Annotated in this window: 15 protein-coding genes; 6 read left to right on the forward strand and 9 right to left on the reverse strand. The window is 68.0% G+C overall.

The window, feature by feature from the left end; translation table 11 throughout:
* Positions 1-4 precede the first annotated feature (4 nt).
* The 3 genes from ACQPYM_RS03670 to ACQPYM_RS03680 all read left to right on the forward strand — a co-directional run bounded on the left by ACQPYM_RS03670 (position 5) and on the right by ACQPYM_RS03680 (position 2,923).
* Positions 5-634, forward strand: a complete 630-nt coding sequence (locus tag ACQPYM_RS03670; protein WP_433014748.1) for a class F sortase — start codon at positions 5-7, stop codon at positions 632-634.
* Between the two features lie 73 nt (positions 635-707).
* Positions 708-2,093: a S41 family peptidase gene (locus ACQPYM_RS03675; RefSeq protein WP_433014751.1), complete on the forward strand. Its 1,386-nt coding sequence runs from the start codon at positions 708-710 to the stop codon at positions 2,091-2,093.
* Positions 2,094-2,302: 209 nt separating this feature from the next.
* Positions 2,303-2,923 carry an L-threonylcarbamoyladenylate synthase gene (locus ACQPYM_RS03680; RefSeq protein ID WP_433014754.1) on the forward strand — a complete coding sequence of 207 codons (621 nt, stop codon included), beginning with the start codon at positions 2,303-2,305 and terminating at the stop codon, positions 2,921-2,923.
* A gap of 1 nt (position 2,924) precedes the next feature.
* Here the strand turns inward: ACQPYM_RS03680 and ACQPYM_RS03685 are convergent, their stop codons facing one another.
* A complete protein-coding gene (locus tag ACQPYM_RS03685; protein WP_433014757.1) occupies positions 2,925-5,123 on the reverse strand; it encodes a LuxR C-terminal-related transcriptional regulator in 2,199 nt (732 codons plus the stop codon).
* Between the two features lie 19 nt (positions 5,124-5,142).
* Positions 5,143-5,631 (reverse strand): nuclear transport factor 2 family protein, encoded by a 489-nt coding sequence (locus ACQPYM_RS03690; RefSeq protein WP_433014760.1) that lies wholly within the window; start codon positions 5,629-5,631, stop codon positions 5,143-5,145.
* A 184-nt stretch (positions 5,632-5,815) separates the two neighbouring features.
* Here ACQPYM_RS03690 and ACQPYM_RS03695 point away from each other — a divergent pair, with 184 nt between their 5' ends.
* Entirely contained in the window at positions 5,816-6,787 is a 972-nt protein-coding gene (locus tag ACQPYM_RS03695) for a penicillin-insensitive murein endopeptidase (RefSeq protein WP_433014763.1), read from the forward strand.
* 12 nt (positions 6,788-6,799) lie between these two features.
* Entirely contained in the window at positions 6,800-7,444 is a 645-nt protein-coding gene (locus tag ACQPYM_RS03700; RefSeq protein ID WP_433014766.1) for a nitroreductase family protein, read from the forward strand.
* 1 nt (position 7,445) lies between these two features.
* Here the strand turns inward: ACQPYM_RS03700 and ACQPYM_RS03705 are convergent, their stop codons facing one another.
* From ACQPYM_RS03705 to ACQPYM_RS03735, 7 genes are all read right to left on the reverse strand, one after another.
* Positions 7,446-10,607 carry a glycoside hydrolase domain-containing protein gene (locus ACQPYM_RS03705; protein ID WP_433014769.1) on the reverse strand — a complete coding sequence of 1,054 codons (3,162 nt, stop codon included), beginning with the start codon at positions 10,605-10,607 and terminating at the stop codon, positions 7,446-7,448.
* 103 nt (positions 10,608-10,710) lie between these two features.
* Positions 10,711-11,217 (reverse strand): DNA polymerase ligase N-terminal domain-containing protein, encoded by a 507-nt coding sequence (locus ACQPYM_RS03710; protein ID WP_433014772.1) that lies wholly within the window; start codon positions 11,215-11,217, stop codon positions 10,711-10,713.
* A 90-nt stretch (positions 11,218-11,307) separates the two neighbouring features.
* Positions 11,308-12,138, reverse strand: coding sequence for a SigB/SigF/SigG family RNA polymerase sigma factor (locus tag ACQPYM_RS03715; protein WP_360274950.1), 831 nt, complete (start codon positions 12,136-12,138; stop codon positions 11,308-11,310).
* Between the two features lie 160 nt (positions 12,139-12,298).
* Entirely contained in the window at positions 12,299-13,162 is an 864-nt protein-coding gene (locus ACQPYM_RS03720; protein ID WP_433014775.1) for a LysR family transcriptional regulator, read from the reverse strand.
* Positions 13,163-13,447: 285 nt separating this feature from the next.
* A complete protein-coding gene (locus ACQPYM_RS03725; protein ID WP_360274945.1) occupies positions 13,448-13,720 on the reverse strand; it encodes a DUF4235 domain-containing protein in 273 nt (90 codons plus the stop codon).
* Positions 13,717-14,178 (reverse strand): DUF3618 domain-containing protein, encoded by a 462-nt coding sequence (locus ACQPYM_RS03730; RefSeq protein ID WP_433014779.1) that lies wholly within the window; start codon positions 14,176-14,178, stop codon positions 13,717-13,719. The genes ACQPYM_RS03725 and ACQPYM_RS03730 overlap by 4 nt, the downstream gene beginning before the upstream one ends.
* A complete protein-coding gene (locus ACQPYM_RS03735) occupies positions 14,175-14,636 on the reverse strand; it encodes a phage holin family protein (RefSeq protein WP_433014782.1) in 462 nt (153 codons plus the stop codon). Before ACQPYM_RS03735 ends, ACQPYM_RS03730 begins: the two co-directional genes overlap by 4 nt.
* An 83-nt stretch (positions 14,637-14,719) precedes the next feature.
* Between ACQPYM_RS03735 and ACQPYM_RS03740 the strand changes: the two genes are divergently transcribed.
* On the forward strand, positions 14,720-15,091 hold the full coding sequence (locus ACQPYM_RS03740; RefSeq protein ID WP_433014785.1) for a glyoxalase superfamily protein: 372 nt from the start codon (positions 14,720-14,722) through the stop codon (positions 15,089-15,091).
* The last annotated feature ends 278 nt before the right edge of the window (positions 15,092-15,369 follow it).

Consider the following 15,369-nt stretch of genomic DNA (forward strand, 5'->3'; position numbering starts at 1 on the left):
GTTCTTGCTCGGATTGTTCCTGTTCTGCTGCGTGGCCCTGGAGGGGTGCGCCGCGCAGGCGAACGAAGCAGTCCCGAGCCCTGGCACGGATGGCGGCGGTACTCCGGCTGCGCAACAGCCGGAGCCGTTGCCCTCCGTGCTGCCCGGCCGAGTCGGTACGCCGGCCGCCAGCCAGCGGATCAGGTTCGTACCGACCGAACTCGTGCTTCCCGGCGGAGCCAAGGCCGCCGTCTTGCCCGCGAAGACCCTAGCTGGCGAGCTGGCCGTTCCGGAGCGTGTCCAGCAGGTCGGCTGGTGGGACGGCGGCGCCGAGGCGGGTGACCCGTTCGGGTCGGTGGTGATCGCGGGACACGTCGATTCGGCCAAGGAAGGCATCGGCTTGTTCGTCCGGTTGCTGAAGGTCAGGGCGGGCGAGGTTGTCGTACTGCGCGGCGCCGGCCACAGCGCGTCGTACCGGGTGGACTCGGTGACGTCGGTGTCGAAGGGTGCGCTGGCGACCGAGAGTGGGGCGTTCGAGCAAACGGGTGATCATCGGCTGGTGCTGATCACCTGTACTGGCGCCTACGACCGGGCACGGGGTGGGTACGAGAAGAACCTGGTGGTCAGCGCGACGCCGTTGGGGTTGGCGAAGTAGGGGGCCTAGGTCTACCCCCGGCTGGGGTGATCGCTCCCTGTCTCGGCTCGGCCCGGGCGACAAGAGTGTCCGCATGGACTTCACTTCGTTCCGCCCCGCCCGCCGACTGGTGCTGGCTGTCGGGATCGCCGCCGGACTGGTGGCCGCGCCGCTGTCCGCTCCGCTGGCAGCCAATGCCGCGAACTCCGTCGACGGGGTCTGGCAGATGGACGGTTACGGCACCATCGTTGCCATCGACGACGGAAAGGCCGAGCTGTTCTCGACCACCTCGATCAGCTGTACGCCGGCCGCTGTCTACACGCAATCCGGCAACCGGTTCACCGCCGAGGAGGAGCAGGCTTTCACCGTGCGGGCGCGCCGCGACCGCGCGGTGTTGCACGTCGAAGGCAACGTTGGCGACAAACACCTGCGCAGGTTGGCGAAACTCCCCACCAACTGCACGGTGCCGGGGGCAACGGGTCCGCTGGCCGTCTTCGACCAGTTCTGGACGACGTACGCCGAGAACTATCCGTTCTTCGCGGCCAAGGGCATCGCCTGGGGCAAGGTCCGCGACACCTACCGTCCGAGGGTGACGCCGGACATCTCGGAGGATGTGCTGTTCGACCTGCTGAGCGAGATGATCAAGCCGCTCGGCGATGCGCACACCGCGATTCGCACCGGGACCAAGGCGTTCGCCGGGGTGCGACCCGGCACCACCCTGCCGTCGCCGGAGCTCGAGGCGGAGCTGCGGCCCTACATCGAGCAGACGACGCTCAAGGGCACCCGCATGACGACGTACGCGAACGGCCTGATCGGGTACGCCGACCTGCCCGGGCGGATCGGCTATCTCCGGGTGGTCGCCTTTCTCGGGTACGGCGATGTCCCCGACTACACCAACGAGCGGAAGATCCTGAACGACACGATCGACCAGATCCTCATCAAGGACCGGACGACCGGGCGGAACAAGCTGCGCGGGCTGATCATCGACCTGCGGATCAACGGTGGCGGCTCCGACCAGCTCGGGCTGGATCTGGCCTCGCGACTCACCGGCCGGCCGTTCTTCGCCTATGCCAAGCGGGCCCGCAACGACCCGGCCGACCCGTCCGCGTTCACCGCGGCGCAGCCGATCTTCGTGCAGCCGTCGGAGCGGACGAAGTACACGGGACCGATCGCGATGCTGACCGGTGGGTCGCAGATGAGTGCCGGCGAGACTTTCACCCAGGCGATGATGAACCGCAGCCCGCGGCCGGTCCGGATCGGGCAGAACACCCAGGGCGTCTTCTCCGACGTCCTGGTCCGGACCCTGCCGAACGGCTGGCGGTTCATCGTGCCGAACGAGGAGTTCCGCACCCGCGACTGGGAGACCTTCGACGGCCCGGGTATCCCGCCGGACCTCCGTACTCCGGTCTTCACGGCCGCCGAGATGCGGGAGGGGCGGGACACCGCTTTCAGTACTGCGCTGAAGCTGCTGGTCAGGTAGTCCACTGAGCCGCCCCCGGATCCGTCCCTGATCTACGCTCCAAGCCGTTCCCAGACGCTGGGGCGGCTTGGAGAATCAGTGCCATGATCATTTCGTCCGGCCGTACCGCCCGCTGGGTGCTCACCGCCACGCTGGCGCTGACCACTCTCGCGGTGTCGTTCCTCTTCTAGCGCTCCCCGTCGGTGCAGCCGGAGCGCTAGGGTCTGGGGATGGCCAGGTATTTCGACGTGCATCCGGAGAACCCGCAGAAGCGAGCGATCGGCCAGGTGGTCGACCTGATCCGGGCCGACGGCCTGATCGCCTACCCGACGGACTCCTGTTTCGCGCTCGGCTGCCAGCTCGGCAACAAGGACGGCCTGGACCGGATCCGGACCATCCGGCAGCTCGACGACCGGCACCACTTCACCCTGATCTGCCAGGACTTCGCCCAGCTCGGGCAGTTCGTGCACATCAGCAACGCGGTGTTCCGCTCGATCAAGGCGGCCACCCCGGGCAGCTACACGTTCATCCTGCCCGCCACCAAAGAGGTGCCGCGCCGGCTGCTGCACCCGAAGAAGAAGACGGTCGGCGTCCGCATCCCCGACCACGTGGTCACCCAGACCCTGCTCGCGGAACTCGGCGAGCCACTCCTGTCGAGCACCCTGCTGCTGCCAGACGAGGAAGAGCCGATGACCCAGGGGTGGGAGATCAAGGAGCTGCTCGACCACCAGATCGACGCCGTCATCGACTCCGGCGACTGCGGCACCGAACCCACCACGGTGATCGACTTCTCCGAGGACTTCCCCGAAATCGTCCGGGTCGGCGCGGGAGATCCCAAGCCGTTCGAGTAGCTCAGCCGAGCTCGTGCCGGCCGGACACCCCGAGCTTGCGGTAGACGGACCCGGCATGCGTCTTCACCGTGTTGACGGATAGGAAGAGATCCTCCGCGATCTCCCGCAAGGTCAGTTCGGAGCGCAGGTACTGCAGGACCGACAGTTCCCGCTCGCTGAGCAACCCGACGTCGACCGCCGGCGCATTTGCCGGCTCTCCCACCTCCTCGGCGACGCGATTCCTGAAGTCGACCAGCCCGAGGGCACTCGGGCACCGCGCCAACAACCCATCAGCCGCAGCCAGCCGAGCTTGCCCTTCAGAACCCGCACCCAGGTACTGCGCGAGCAACAGATTGACGAAGGCGCCCATCGTCAGATCCGAGCCATACCCGGCCCCGTCGATCAGCTCCGCCAGCTCAGCAGCCGGGTCATCGGCAGCCAACGCCAACACGATCATCGCCTCCGGCATCATCCGCGCCGACGGCCGCACCTGACACCCACGCAGCCCCTCCCGCACCAACCCCGCCCCCGCTACCAATGCCCTCTCAGGGGCCAACCCCTGAGAGGTGGGGTTGCCTCCCGGGAATCCGGCTGGGCAACCCGCATTCTGGAGGGTTAACCCCTCAGAGGTGAGTAGGTGGGCGGCGAGGGCGTGGAGGCCGTGCATGGCCACCTGGACGGGTGGTGGTGGCGCGTCCTTCCAGAGCGGTGGGATCTCGGCTGTCAGCTTCTGGGCTTCGTCCGGGTGCCCAGCCAGGAGGAGGGTTCGGGCGAGGCTGATTCTTGCCTGGGTAGCTGCTTGGGGAGTGCTGGCGGGTTTGGCCAGGGTTCGGCGGCCTTGGCGGAGGGCTTGGGCTAGGTCGCCGCGTTCGCGGGGGAGGCAGAGGCGCCAGACCTCGTCGGCGGCGGGTGGGTCCGTGGTTTCGCGGATCCAGCGATCGCGTTCGCCGAAGCGGCCGAGTTCGCACCACAGGTTGAGGGCGCGACGGCCGAGGCCGCTGCCGGCCAGCGCGGAATCCGGCAGCGCACCGAGCCACTGGTCCAGAGACACCAGCCGCCCAGCGCGGTACAGACTGTCGAGCTGCTCGTCCAGGAGCCGGACGGCCAACGGATGATCACCCGACGCCAGGGCAAATCCGATTGCCTCCTCCCGGTCGCCGGAGACCGCGTGCCAGCGCGCCGCGGCCCGGCGTACGGTGGTCAGCTGGTCGGGATCGGTGGTCTCGAGCCGATGCAGCAGAGCCTCGCGGAACGAGCGCTGCAGCCGGTACCACCGCCCGTCGCCGTCATCCGCGATCAGGAACACCTCGTCCCGCCGCAACCGATCGAGCAACGCGGCCGAGTCCGACCGGCCCCGGACAGCATTCATCAGCGGTACGTCGAACCGCGCCGGTACTGCGCAGTCCAGCAGGAACTCGCGAGGGTCAGGAGCGAGCCGTTCCCAGACATGCTCGACCAGGAACTCGCCCACCGACTCCAGCACCACCGAACCCGGCCAGCCTTCGGAGTCGAGCACTCGCCGGCCGAACAGCGCCGACTCCTCAGCCGAGAAGCGCAGGTCGCGCCAGCTCAGGATCGTCAACCGTCCGGCCAGCTGCAGTCGATCCAGCCGCAGTCCAGGACGAACCCGGCTCGCGATCACCAGCGTCAAGTTGCCGCCTGCAACAGCGAGCAGCAGATCCAGCTGACGGTGGATGCCAGCAGCAACCAAATGCTCGAACTCGTCGAGCACCAGCACTGTGTCGGCGGGGATGGCCGCGGCAATCCCCGCCACGAAGGCATCACTGCCAACCGCACCGGCGCCCAGCACAGACCTGCCGCTGCCGCCGCTGCCGCCGCCGACCGGGCTGTCGCCGAGGGCTCCGACCGCCTGTGCGACATAGCGCCAGAACAGCACCGGATCGTTGTCCTGAGCATCGATCGTGATCCAGGCAGCTGAACCCGGACCAGCTGCACGCGGGCCAGCTGAACCCGGATCAGCTGAACCCGGATCAGCTGAAGGCGGATCAGGGGAAGACGGCCGTGGCGACGGCGACGTGCCGCCGAGCGACCAGGACGACAGCGCCGCCGTCTTCCCTGATCCGCTGGGTCCGATCAGCAGCACGACCGATGACCCGGCGGCCGCTTTGTTCAGTAGGGCGTCGATCCGCGGCCGGAGGAGAAGAGGAGCCAGGGAGACGGGCGGCCGCAGCTTGGCTGCCACCAGATCCGCAGAGTCCACCCCACCACGGTACGACCGGTCACTGGCCGGCGATCACCCACGGGTCGCCGGTGAACCAGACGTTGTCGATGTGCACGTGCCGCATCACCCAGCGCGAGCCGTCCCGGACCGCCTCGACGGCGTACAGGTTCTTGAGCAGGGCGTGCCGGCTGTGGTCGTCCTTCGGCAGGTGCTGCGCCTCGACGATCGCGGTCAGCCGCGCGGTGTCGCCGTCGAGCTCGACCCGGGCGTTGCTGACCACGTGGGTGGTGTCGATCCGGACCTTCGGGTCGAGGATGGTTCCGACGATCGTGTCGCGGCCCTCCATCAGCGGGATGTCGAGCCCGCACTTCGTCGCCGCCGCCCGGAAGTCCAGCACCGCGTCCGCGGCGAACGCCGACGCGAACAGCTCCGGGTCCCGCAGATCCTGTCCCAGCCCGAACCGGTACAGCGCGTCGATCACCTCCTCGCGGTCGAGCAGTTGATTCAACTCGCGCGCACCGAATGCCTGATCTCTGGTGACGTACATCCATCCCTCCAACTGGTTGCTTCCTGAACCAGTCAGCCAGCCGCCGCGGGGTGAGCGGGAGCGCGGGAGCGGGTGAATTCTCCGAGCGGGAGGGTGAAAGCTTGCGGTACGGAAAATTGTGGCCGAAAGTGGCCAGCAGTAGTTACTGGTTCACGGAACTCGCCCGCCCCGAATGGAGCCCACCGTGCCCTCCCTCAAACGAACAGGTCTTGCGTTGCTTGCTGCCGTCCTCCTGATCGGCGGCGTCCCCGGCACCGCGCAGGCGTACGCGAACGCCTTCTTCCCGACTCAGAGCAGCGGCAACCGCGGCGCCGACGTACTGGCGATCCAGTACCTGCTGCAGCACCACGGACAGTCCGTCTCCGCGGATGGCGTCTTCGGCGCCGGCACGGTGACGGCCGCGAAGGCGTTCCAAACCGCCAAGGGTCTCGGTGCCGACGGGATCGTCGGGCCGCAGACGTGGGGTGCGCTCGTGCCGACGATTCGGTCCGGTGACAACAACGCGGCGGTGAAGGCGCTGCAGGTCGAGCTGAACGCCAAGCGCCGCCTCAGCCTGCCGGTCGACGGAGTGTTCAGTACTGCGGTCCGCGACGCCGTCGTCGCGTTCCAGTCGCACGCGGGCATCGGCGCGGACGGCATCGTCGGCCCGGTCACCTGGCGCAACCTCGCCTGGCACTACGACTATCCCGACTTCAACGCCAACCTCTGCGACCAGAACCCCGACGGCAACGGCACCGCGGCCAACTGGGCTCACGCGGCCGCGGTGGCGCAACTCGAAGCGGCCGCGCGCAACTTCGCCGGGACCGCGCAGGGCAAGGTCCCGTACGGCGACGCCGGGTTCGAGCACGGCGGCGACATCCCCGGCCACGGCAGCCACGAACAAGGGCTGGACATCGACATCTGGCCGATCCGCACGGACAACGGCCAGTGCACGGCCGGCCGGATCACCTGGCAGTCGACGACGTACGACCGGGCCGCGACCCGTCAACTGGTCCAGGCGATCCGCGCGGCCGCACCGGGCCACGTGAAGTTCATCTGGTTCAACGACCCGACCCTGATCAGGGAGGGCCTGACCGCCGAGTGGCCGGCCCACGACAACCACCTGCACATCCGCTACTGCGAGAAGGTCCACCCCACTTCCATGTACACCTGCTGACAAACTGGCCAGGTGACCACACTCGACCTGACCCCCGACGAACTGCTCACCACCACCCGGACGGTCCGCAAGCGGCTCGATCTCGAGCGGCCGGTGCCGATGGAGCTGATCCGCGAGTGCATCGAGGTCGCGCTCCAGGCTCCGTCCGGCAGCAATCGGCAGACCTGGCACTGGTTGGTGATCACGGATGCGGACAAGCGCGCGGCGATCGGCGAGTACTACCGGCGCGCGGTCGCGGCGTACCTGGAGTCGTCGGGTGCGGCCGGTCGACTGTACGCCGATGATCCCGAGCGGGCGCCCGTCCAGCAGCGGGTGGGGTCGAGCGTCGCCTACCTGGGTGAGCGGATGGGCGAGGTGCCGGCACTCGTCATCCCGTGCCTGGAGGCGAAGTCGCTGAAGGCGGTCAACCAGGCCGGCATGTGGGGCTCGATCCTCCCGGCGGCGTGGAGCTATTGCCTCGCTGCCCGCTCTCGCGGCCTCGGTACTGCGTGGACCACGCTGCATCTCACGTACGAGCAGGAGATCGCGGAGTTGCTCGGACTGCCGGACGACATCCGGCAGTCCGTGCTCCTTCCGACCGCGTATTACACCGGCGACACCTTCAAGCCGGCCCCACGCCAGCCGCTCGACGAGGTGCTACACGTCGACGGCTGGTGAATCACCGGACCTCCAGCTCCGCCAGCTGCATCCGATAGCCGCCTTCACCGTCCGGCCGCAGCTCCGTGCCCCGGACCTGCAGATAGCGCGCAGTCGTCGCCGGGAAAGTGAAGGCCTGTACTCCGGCGCCGGGCCGCGGCAAGTCATTGACCGTGGCCACCGGGGTCCAGGTCGTGCCGTCGAGAGAGGTCTCGACGGTGAAGTCGATCGGGAACCCGTTGCCCGTGTTCCCGCCATCGGACCGGGCGTACAGGTCGGCCCTGCTGATCAGACTCGGCCCGCCGAGATCCACTCGCGCGTACTGCGGACTGCCGGCCGGCACGGAGGCGCTGGTCCAGCCCATCGAGTTCCACAACCGGGACTGGTGCGAGCCGTCGGTCAGGTTGGACCGCAACCAGCCTTCGGCCGTGAACTCCGACGAGGACGACGCACTCACCGGTCGGCCCTCGGCAAGATTGCCCCCGGCAACCTCTACCTCGGCAAACTGCATCCGGTAGGTGCCGAAGTTGTCCTGACCGAGTTTGCTCCCGGCAACTTTCACGTAGCGGACGTTCTGGGACGCAAACCCGAAGGTCTGCGCAGCCGCACTGGACGGTTTCGGATAGTTCTGCCGGCTGGCAACCGTCGACCAGGCAACTCCGTCGGCCGAAACCTGCACGCTGAAGTCGATCGGGAACCCTGACCCCGCATTGGCCCCGTCGCTGCGCGGATAGAGATCCACCCGGCTCACCGGCCGCGCCGCCCCCAGGTCGAGCTGGATCGACTGCGCGTCCGTCGCGCTCGCCGCCGCGCCACTCGTCCATCCCATCGCCCCGGTCACCGACGTCCGCCGGCCGTCGACCGCGGCACGCGGGTTCCACCCGTCACCGTCGTACGTCGAGCTGACGGTGACCGGCCGGGCCTCGGCCGGGTTGGTCTCCGGGTTGAGCCGGACGTTGTCGAACTGGACGCTGACGCCACCGCTGGCCAATCCGATTCCGCCCGCACTGAAGGCGCTGTCGGTCACTGTCAGCACAGGTGCTTGCCCTGAGCCCGCATAGACCGTGATCGTGTTGCCGCGCGCAACCACTCGTAGGCGGTTGAACTGGCCAGGCGCATAGCCCATGGCGATCGCGCGACCGAGGTTGGTCCCGCTGCGGTAGACGAACACTTCGCCGTTGTTGCGCTGGGCCACCAAGTAACCGCTCTCGAAGTCCGTGCCATTGAGGTTTCGTACGACGAGCCCGGCCCAGTTGTTGTTGCCGTCGTTGCTGTTCACCCCGGTGATCCGCAGGTCGACGCTCGCCACCACATCGGCGTACGCGCGGCCCTTCAGGCTGTTGACGAAGTCCCAGCGGGAGGTGTCGGTCTGGCTCAGCAGTTCACCGGAGGCCGACCAGGTTCCCTTGCCGGGTTGCCAGGAGGCTGCGCCGGCGGTGAAGTCGTCGGCGTACGGGTATCGCCGGTCGGGTCCGCCGCCGGCCAGGGCATCGAGGACTTGGCGGTGGACGTTGTCGACCGCAGTACCGGAGTGGTCGAAGGTGTAGGAGTTGGTGAGCAGCGAGTTGGCAAGGGCCTTGGCGAGCACGGGCTTGGTCGCCGCCAGCTTGGCGAAGAGCTCGTAGTCTTCGGCGCCGTCCAGCTGGGCCTCGCTGCGCACGCTGTCGTAGAGGTCGTACGCCGCGCGGTTGGGCCGGACCAGGAAGTTGTCACCGTTCTGCGGACCGTCGAAGGTGTCGAACTGGACGTAGGGCCCGCCGACGTTCTGGAACCAGTAGTTCCAGCCCCAGTGCAGATAGCCGGCCGAGTTCGTCTTCCAGGCGAGCAGCGGAGTCAGCCGGGTCTTGTTGAGGTGCGAACCGATGAAGCGGTTGAGGTACGGACCGCGCGGGCCGATGCAGTTGTAGAGCCAGAGCTCGTTGCCGCCGAGCCGCTTGGACTGGAAGTGGCCGACGTTGTTCTCGTAGAGATCCAGGATCGGTGTGTTGGACGTGACGGTCGCGGCCGGGTTGAGGATGGCGAGCTCGGCCTCGTTCAGCTTCGGGTTCGGGAAGTACTGCCGGTACTTCGTGTAGAGCCAGTTCGCCGCGCTGATCTCCTCCGGCCGGGTCGACTCGTCGTTGGCGCTCATGTAGAACTTGTCGGTCCAGCCCTTGGCGTCGAGGTGCTGCTTCAGGGCCGGGAACACCTTGTCCAGGTACGCGTTCGCCTCGGCTGTGTTGGTGACCACGGGGACCATCTGGGTCTTGCCGTCGGCTCCGCGCTTGAGCATCTCCAGCCGGGGCGTCGTACCGCCGATCAGCAGATGCGGTGTGTGGATCCACTGCAGCGCGCCGGCATCGGCGTACGTCTGGATGAACCGGTCGAAGGTCGCCCAGCCGAACGTGTAGTTGCCCGCGGCATCAATGGTGGTGTCCGGGATGAGCAGGGCCTGGAAGTCGGCGAACACCACGTTGTTGCGATGCTTCGCGTGGTTGCGGGCCATTGCCTCGATCACCTTCCACCAGTTCGCGTCGTACATCTGTACGCCGTACTGGACCGGGATCGACTTGATCGTGCCGTCGTAGTCCCAGCCTGCCGACGTCGTCCAGTTGTTCAGCTTGAAGGTGGACTGGTTGGTGGGCGGCAGAGTTGTCGCATAGACGGTCAGCCGCACCGGTACGACGACGTTGCCCGCGCTGCTCTGCACGGTCGCGGTGCCGGTGTAGACGCCAGGCGCCTGCCCGGTGGGGACGTGCACGCTGTAGTGGTACGGCTGGGTGACGTTGGCCGCGAGGGAGCGTGGAGTGTTCTCGACCAGCGCGTCGTAGTACGCCGTACCGCCGCCTGGCGCCGGCTCCACATCGGCGTCGCCCAGCAGGACGACGTTCGGGTGCAGGTACTCGCGCCGGACGGTGATCGCCGAGCTGGGGATGGTGGCTCCACCCGGTCCGGTCAGGGTGCTGGGGACGACCGACACGCCCGTGACGGCGGCGGTGGGGCGGACCGCGATCTGGGCGGCTTCCGTCTCGTTGCGGGCGGCATAGAGGTCGATCGTGGCGGGCGCGCCGGCGGGTCTCGGCGTACCGGGGAACAATCGGTCGGACGCGCTGTGAGTCCAGACAGGTGGGGGAGCTGCCGCGGCGGGCAGTGGGATGAGGGTGGCGAGCAGAACCCCGGCGATAAGACCAGCAAGCGTGCGCATTGATGTCCTCCGGGCGGCGAAAGGAACAGAAGTGTGCACGAGTGTGTTGCTGGGGTGACCGCCGGTCAAGATCGCGAGCCGTCAACCGCGCGTCCGGAATCGGTCAGCTCGCGGTGGCCGCCATCTCGTCGATGGTCAGGCCGCTCAGGATGGAGCGCGGGTCGTCGACGGTGAGGTCGAGCAGTGGATCAGCGGACTCGTCGCGGACCTTGACGAGCAGCCAGTCACCGTCGCGACCCGTCCGGGTGAAGGCCCACGAGCCGGTCAGCTTCACGCCCTGCAAGGCGAACCGGAAGTGCCCACGGTCGATCGCGTCGGCCGGGTCGACGAGTTTGCGCTGCTTGTCGCGCGTCTCGTTGCGATAGACGCCCGCGTCCCAGACGATCACGGCACCACTGCCGTACCGCGCGCCGACGTGGACGCCCTCGTACGTCGCGTACTCCAGCGAGTGGTCGTCGGTCGGCACCGCCAACCGCTTCACCACCGGATCGAGTGACGGTCCGCGCGGCACCGCCCATGACTTCAGGACGCCGTCGACCTCGAGCCGTACGTCGTAGTGCAGCCGCCGCGCGTCGTGCAGCTGGACCACGAAGATCGGTGCCTTCGGCATCGATGTACCCAGCCCTCCGCCGGTGATCCGCCGTACACTGAGTCTACGGCGGATCACCGCGGGGAGGGCGCTACCGGGGTGACCGGAGGGTCAGGCCGCGGCAGCGGCAGGAGGCTCGATCTGGTCGCGCAGCCGGTCGAGAATGCCGCGCAGCAAGCGGGAGACCTGCATCTGGCTGACACCGATCTCGGCGCCGATGTCGGCCTGGGTGTGACCCTCGACGAAGCGCAGCTCGAGGATCCGGCGTTCGCGCGGGGCGAGGTCGTTCAGGACGGGCTCGAGCATGGCGACCGCTTCGGTCCGCTCGAAGTCGCTGTCCTCCTCGTCCGCGATGGTGTCGGCCAGGCTGGCGGTGGACTCGCCGTCCAGCGGCCGGTCCAGCGACAGGACGGAGAAACAGCCGTCCGCAGCGAGGGCAGCCTCGACCTCGGAAACGGTGGTGCCGAGTCGCTCGGCCAGTTCCTCCAGGGTGGGGTCACGCTGCAGGTCCTGCACCAGCTGCGGCCGCACGGAGGCGATCGAGCCCTGTAGTTCCTGCAGCCGGCGCGGGATCCGCACCGTCCACGAACAGTCGCGGAAGTAGCGTTTCACCTCGCCGCGGATGGTCGGTACGGCGTACGCCAGGAACGGCGTCTCGGTGTCGGGACGGTAGCTGCGGGCAGCCTTCACCAGACCCAGGTAAGCGACCTGGTCGAGATCGTCGGCCTCGACACCGCGGCCACGGAACCGGCCGGCGATGCTGTGGGCGATCCCGAGGTTGAGCTCGATCGCTTCGTCGAGCAGCCGCTGCCGCTCTGCTTCGTCCGTCGACCGGGCCCGCCGGTCGAGAAGGGACCGGGTGGTGAGATCTCGCTGCTGCTTCGGATCACGGTGCTGCTGCGGATCGCGGTGCTGCTTCGGTTCGGCAAGTACGGAAACCATGATTCTTGACCTCGCGACTGTGAGTCACGGCGCGGCACATGTCTGGACCGCGGTCAATATCTGTATGGCTATTCCTACCCTATGGATCCCGAAGTTATGCATCCGAGGTTCGACCGAAATGAACCCGCAGGGTCGCAACGCGGTGGAAACACCGCCGGGATCAGTCGAGACCGCGCAACACGGCGAGCGCGGCCGCCGGGGTCCGCGGCGAGTCCCGCCAGCGCAGCGACCACCCGTACGGCGGAACGCCCGCAGCGAGTGGCCGGACGACCACACCGCGTGGGTACGGCGTCGACAGCAGCCCGAGCGCGACGCACTCGCCCGCCCGGACCAGCTCGGCCGCGGAACTCCTGGTCGCCGGATGCCGGCGCGGCGCGAACCCCGCAGTACGGCAGCAGGCGATCACGAACTCGTTCCACTCCGGTGCCAGCTCGTCCGGCGGCAGGTAGTGCAACTCGTCGGTCAGCTCCCGTACCGCGACCGCCTCGGACGACGCGAGTGGGTGGCTCGCGGGGAGGGCGACGCCGAGTGCCTCCCGGCGGATGATGCGCTGCATGACCCCGTCGGGGCAGCGCGCGGTGGAGCCGCAGAGCGCCAGGTCGAGCTCGCCGGCCAGCAGGCGTTGCTGCTGGTCGTGAGTACCGCGGCTGGTGATCTCGAGCCGGAACGACGGGAGCCGGTCGCGCAGCCGGGCGAGCACCGCGCGAGGGGTGGCCAGATTGGTCTGCAGGACGTCGATCCGCAGTACCTGGTCGCGCTGGGCGGCGGCCGTCGCGTCAGCGACCCCCGAGCGGATCGCTTCGAGAGCGCCGCGGGCGTGGGGGAGAAAAGCGTCGCCCGCCGCGGTCAGGGTCACACCGCGGGGTGAACGGTCGAAAAGCTGGGAGCCGAGTTGCGCTTCGAGCCGGCGGATCTGGTTGCTCAAGGCCGGTTGTGACACGTAGAGCCGACGTGCCGCGGCGGTGAAATGCAGTTCCTCCGCCATCACCAGGAAGTACCGCACCAGCCGTAAATCGACATCCATTTCTTGTGGGACCTTCCCCAGCCTCGACCGCTAGAAGCCTGCGACGTTAGTGGGCCGCATGGTCGCGCGTCGAGAGTTCGGCCGAGGAGAACACGTTTCCCTTACACAGCAAGAGAACCGGTCCGGTTCCTTGTCAGGCATTTGACCGACAAGGAACCCTGTGGACAGAAGGCGGCCCCGGCGCTGGCTGCTCAACGCCGGGGCTCAGAATTTCTCGTACTTGCCACTCCTCCAGTGCCCTTTGTCTTGGCATTCATGCCGGGCCGGCCGGAGGTTTCGGTCACATCAATTGCCGGGCCATTCGCCGGTCCAGCGTTCGAAAGCTTTCGCGCCGCCGCGGTCCACCACTGCCTTGACCACGGCATATACGGCGCCCTGCAGTGCGGCGGCCAGCAGGATTTCCCGCCACGGGTATTCGGACTGGAGAGCGTCGGGCGCATCGTCCTCGTCGCTGATCCGGCGCCAGATCTGCTTGAAGACAGCACTGGCGACCAGACCGCCCGCGATTCCCGAGAGCAGCCCGAACGGGCGGTAGGCGACCTTGGCGGCTTTGCTCACTTGCCTCGCCCCACGATCCACGCTGCCGCACCGACCCCGAGCGCGACGGCCCCACCGACCGCGGCAGCGGCCTTAGGGTGCTCCCGCACTGTCACCGGCGCCTGCTTCACAACTGTCGGCACCTGCTTCGCCACTGCCGGCAGGTTCCGCGCGCCGTCCTTCGCCCGCTCACCCGCCGTCCCCGCGACCTCTACTGCGCGTCCACGCGCCGTCCCCGCTGCCTGTACTGCGCGCCCGCGGGCCGTCCCCGCTGCCTGGGCCGCGCGCCCTCGCGCTGTGCCCGCCATGCTTCCTGCAGCGTGAACCGCGCGGTGGCCGGCGCTTGCGGCCGACTCCTTCATCCGGCGGGGCACGTTCAGTTGGCGACTCAGTTCCTGGACGGTCTCGGCCAGGTGTCGACGGGTCAGCTCCAGGTCGGCCCGCAGAGCTTCGGTCTCAGATGTCTTGGTAGTGGTCATGCGCTGACCTTTCCTCCCGGCTTGTGGCCCTTGAGAGCCTCGAGATCCTGGTGCATGCCTTCGACGGCCTGTTGCGGCATCGGTGGTGAGGCGTGACTGACGTGCCGCTTGCCGAGCAGTCCGGCCACCGCCGCGATGGCGAACAGCACGACCGCCACGATCAGCGCCGACAACCACGCCGGTACGGCGGTCGCGAGACCGAGGATGGCCGCTGCCACCAGTGCGCCGACGCCGTACACGGCGACCGTGCCGGCGCCACCGAACAAGCCGATGCCGATCCCGGCCTCTTTGCCCTTGTCCTTGAGTTCGGCCTTGGCCAGCTGCAGCTCGTCGCGAACCAGCCGGCTCACGTCGGTGCTGAGCTGCGCCACCAAGGCCCCGACCTGCTGGTCCTGATGGTCCTCGCTGATTCTTTCGGAGTGCGTGGTCATGGTGGCCAGGTACCCAGGGCCGGTCACGCCAAGCAGTCGGCGCGGTACAGGACAGGAAATGACCGCCGCTGGCGATAAGTTCGGCACACCACACGATCGGGAGGCAAACGATGGACTGGAAGCTCGAGCTCGTTCAGGTGCCGGTGTCGGACGTCGACCGGGCCAAGGAGTTCTACACCGAGAAGGCCGGCTTCAACGCCGACCACGACCACCAGGTCAGCGACGAGCTGCGGTTCGTCCAGCTGACGCCGCCGGGCTCGGCCTGCTCGATCGCCATCGGTACCGGGATGCCGCAGGCCGAGCCGGGGTCCGTGCGCGGTCTCCAGGTGGTCGTCGCGGACGTCGCCGCGGCCCGGGAGGAGCTGGCCGGCCGCGGGGTGGAGGTCAGCGAGCTGCAGGACTTCCCCTGGGGCAAGTTTGCCTTCTTCGAGGACCCCGACGGCAACTCCTGGGCCTTGCAGCAGCTCCCGGACTGGAAGTAGGCCAGCGGGCGGAGCGGATCCGCGGCCGATTTACGGATGGACAGTTCCGAAAAGTCCTTACCTGGTTGACGAATGAACGGACGGCAACCGGTGACCGGACAGTTCGAGATACGGCTGGGTTCGGAGCGGTGACCGGTTGTAAGGTGGCCTTTGGTTGAGCAGCCAGCCGGCGTTGGATGCGCCGACGACTGCGGTCGCTGCCGAGGACGACTATGACCGATCTGCACCACCACCCCGTTCCTGCTGTACGACGCCGTCAATCCGTCTCCGCCCCTGTT

Source organism: Kribbella sp. CA-294648 (assembly GCF_050943845.1).
Classification (GTDB): Bacteria; Actinomycetota; Actinomycetes; order Propionibacteriales; family Kribbellaceae; genus Kribbella.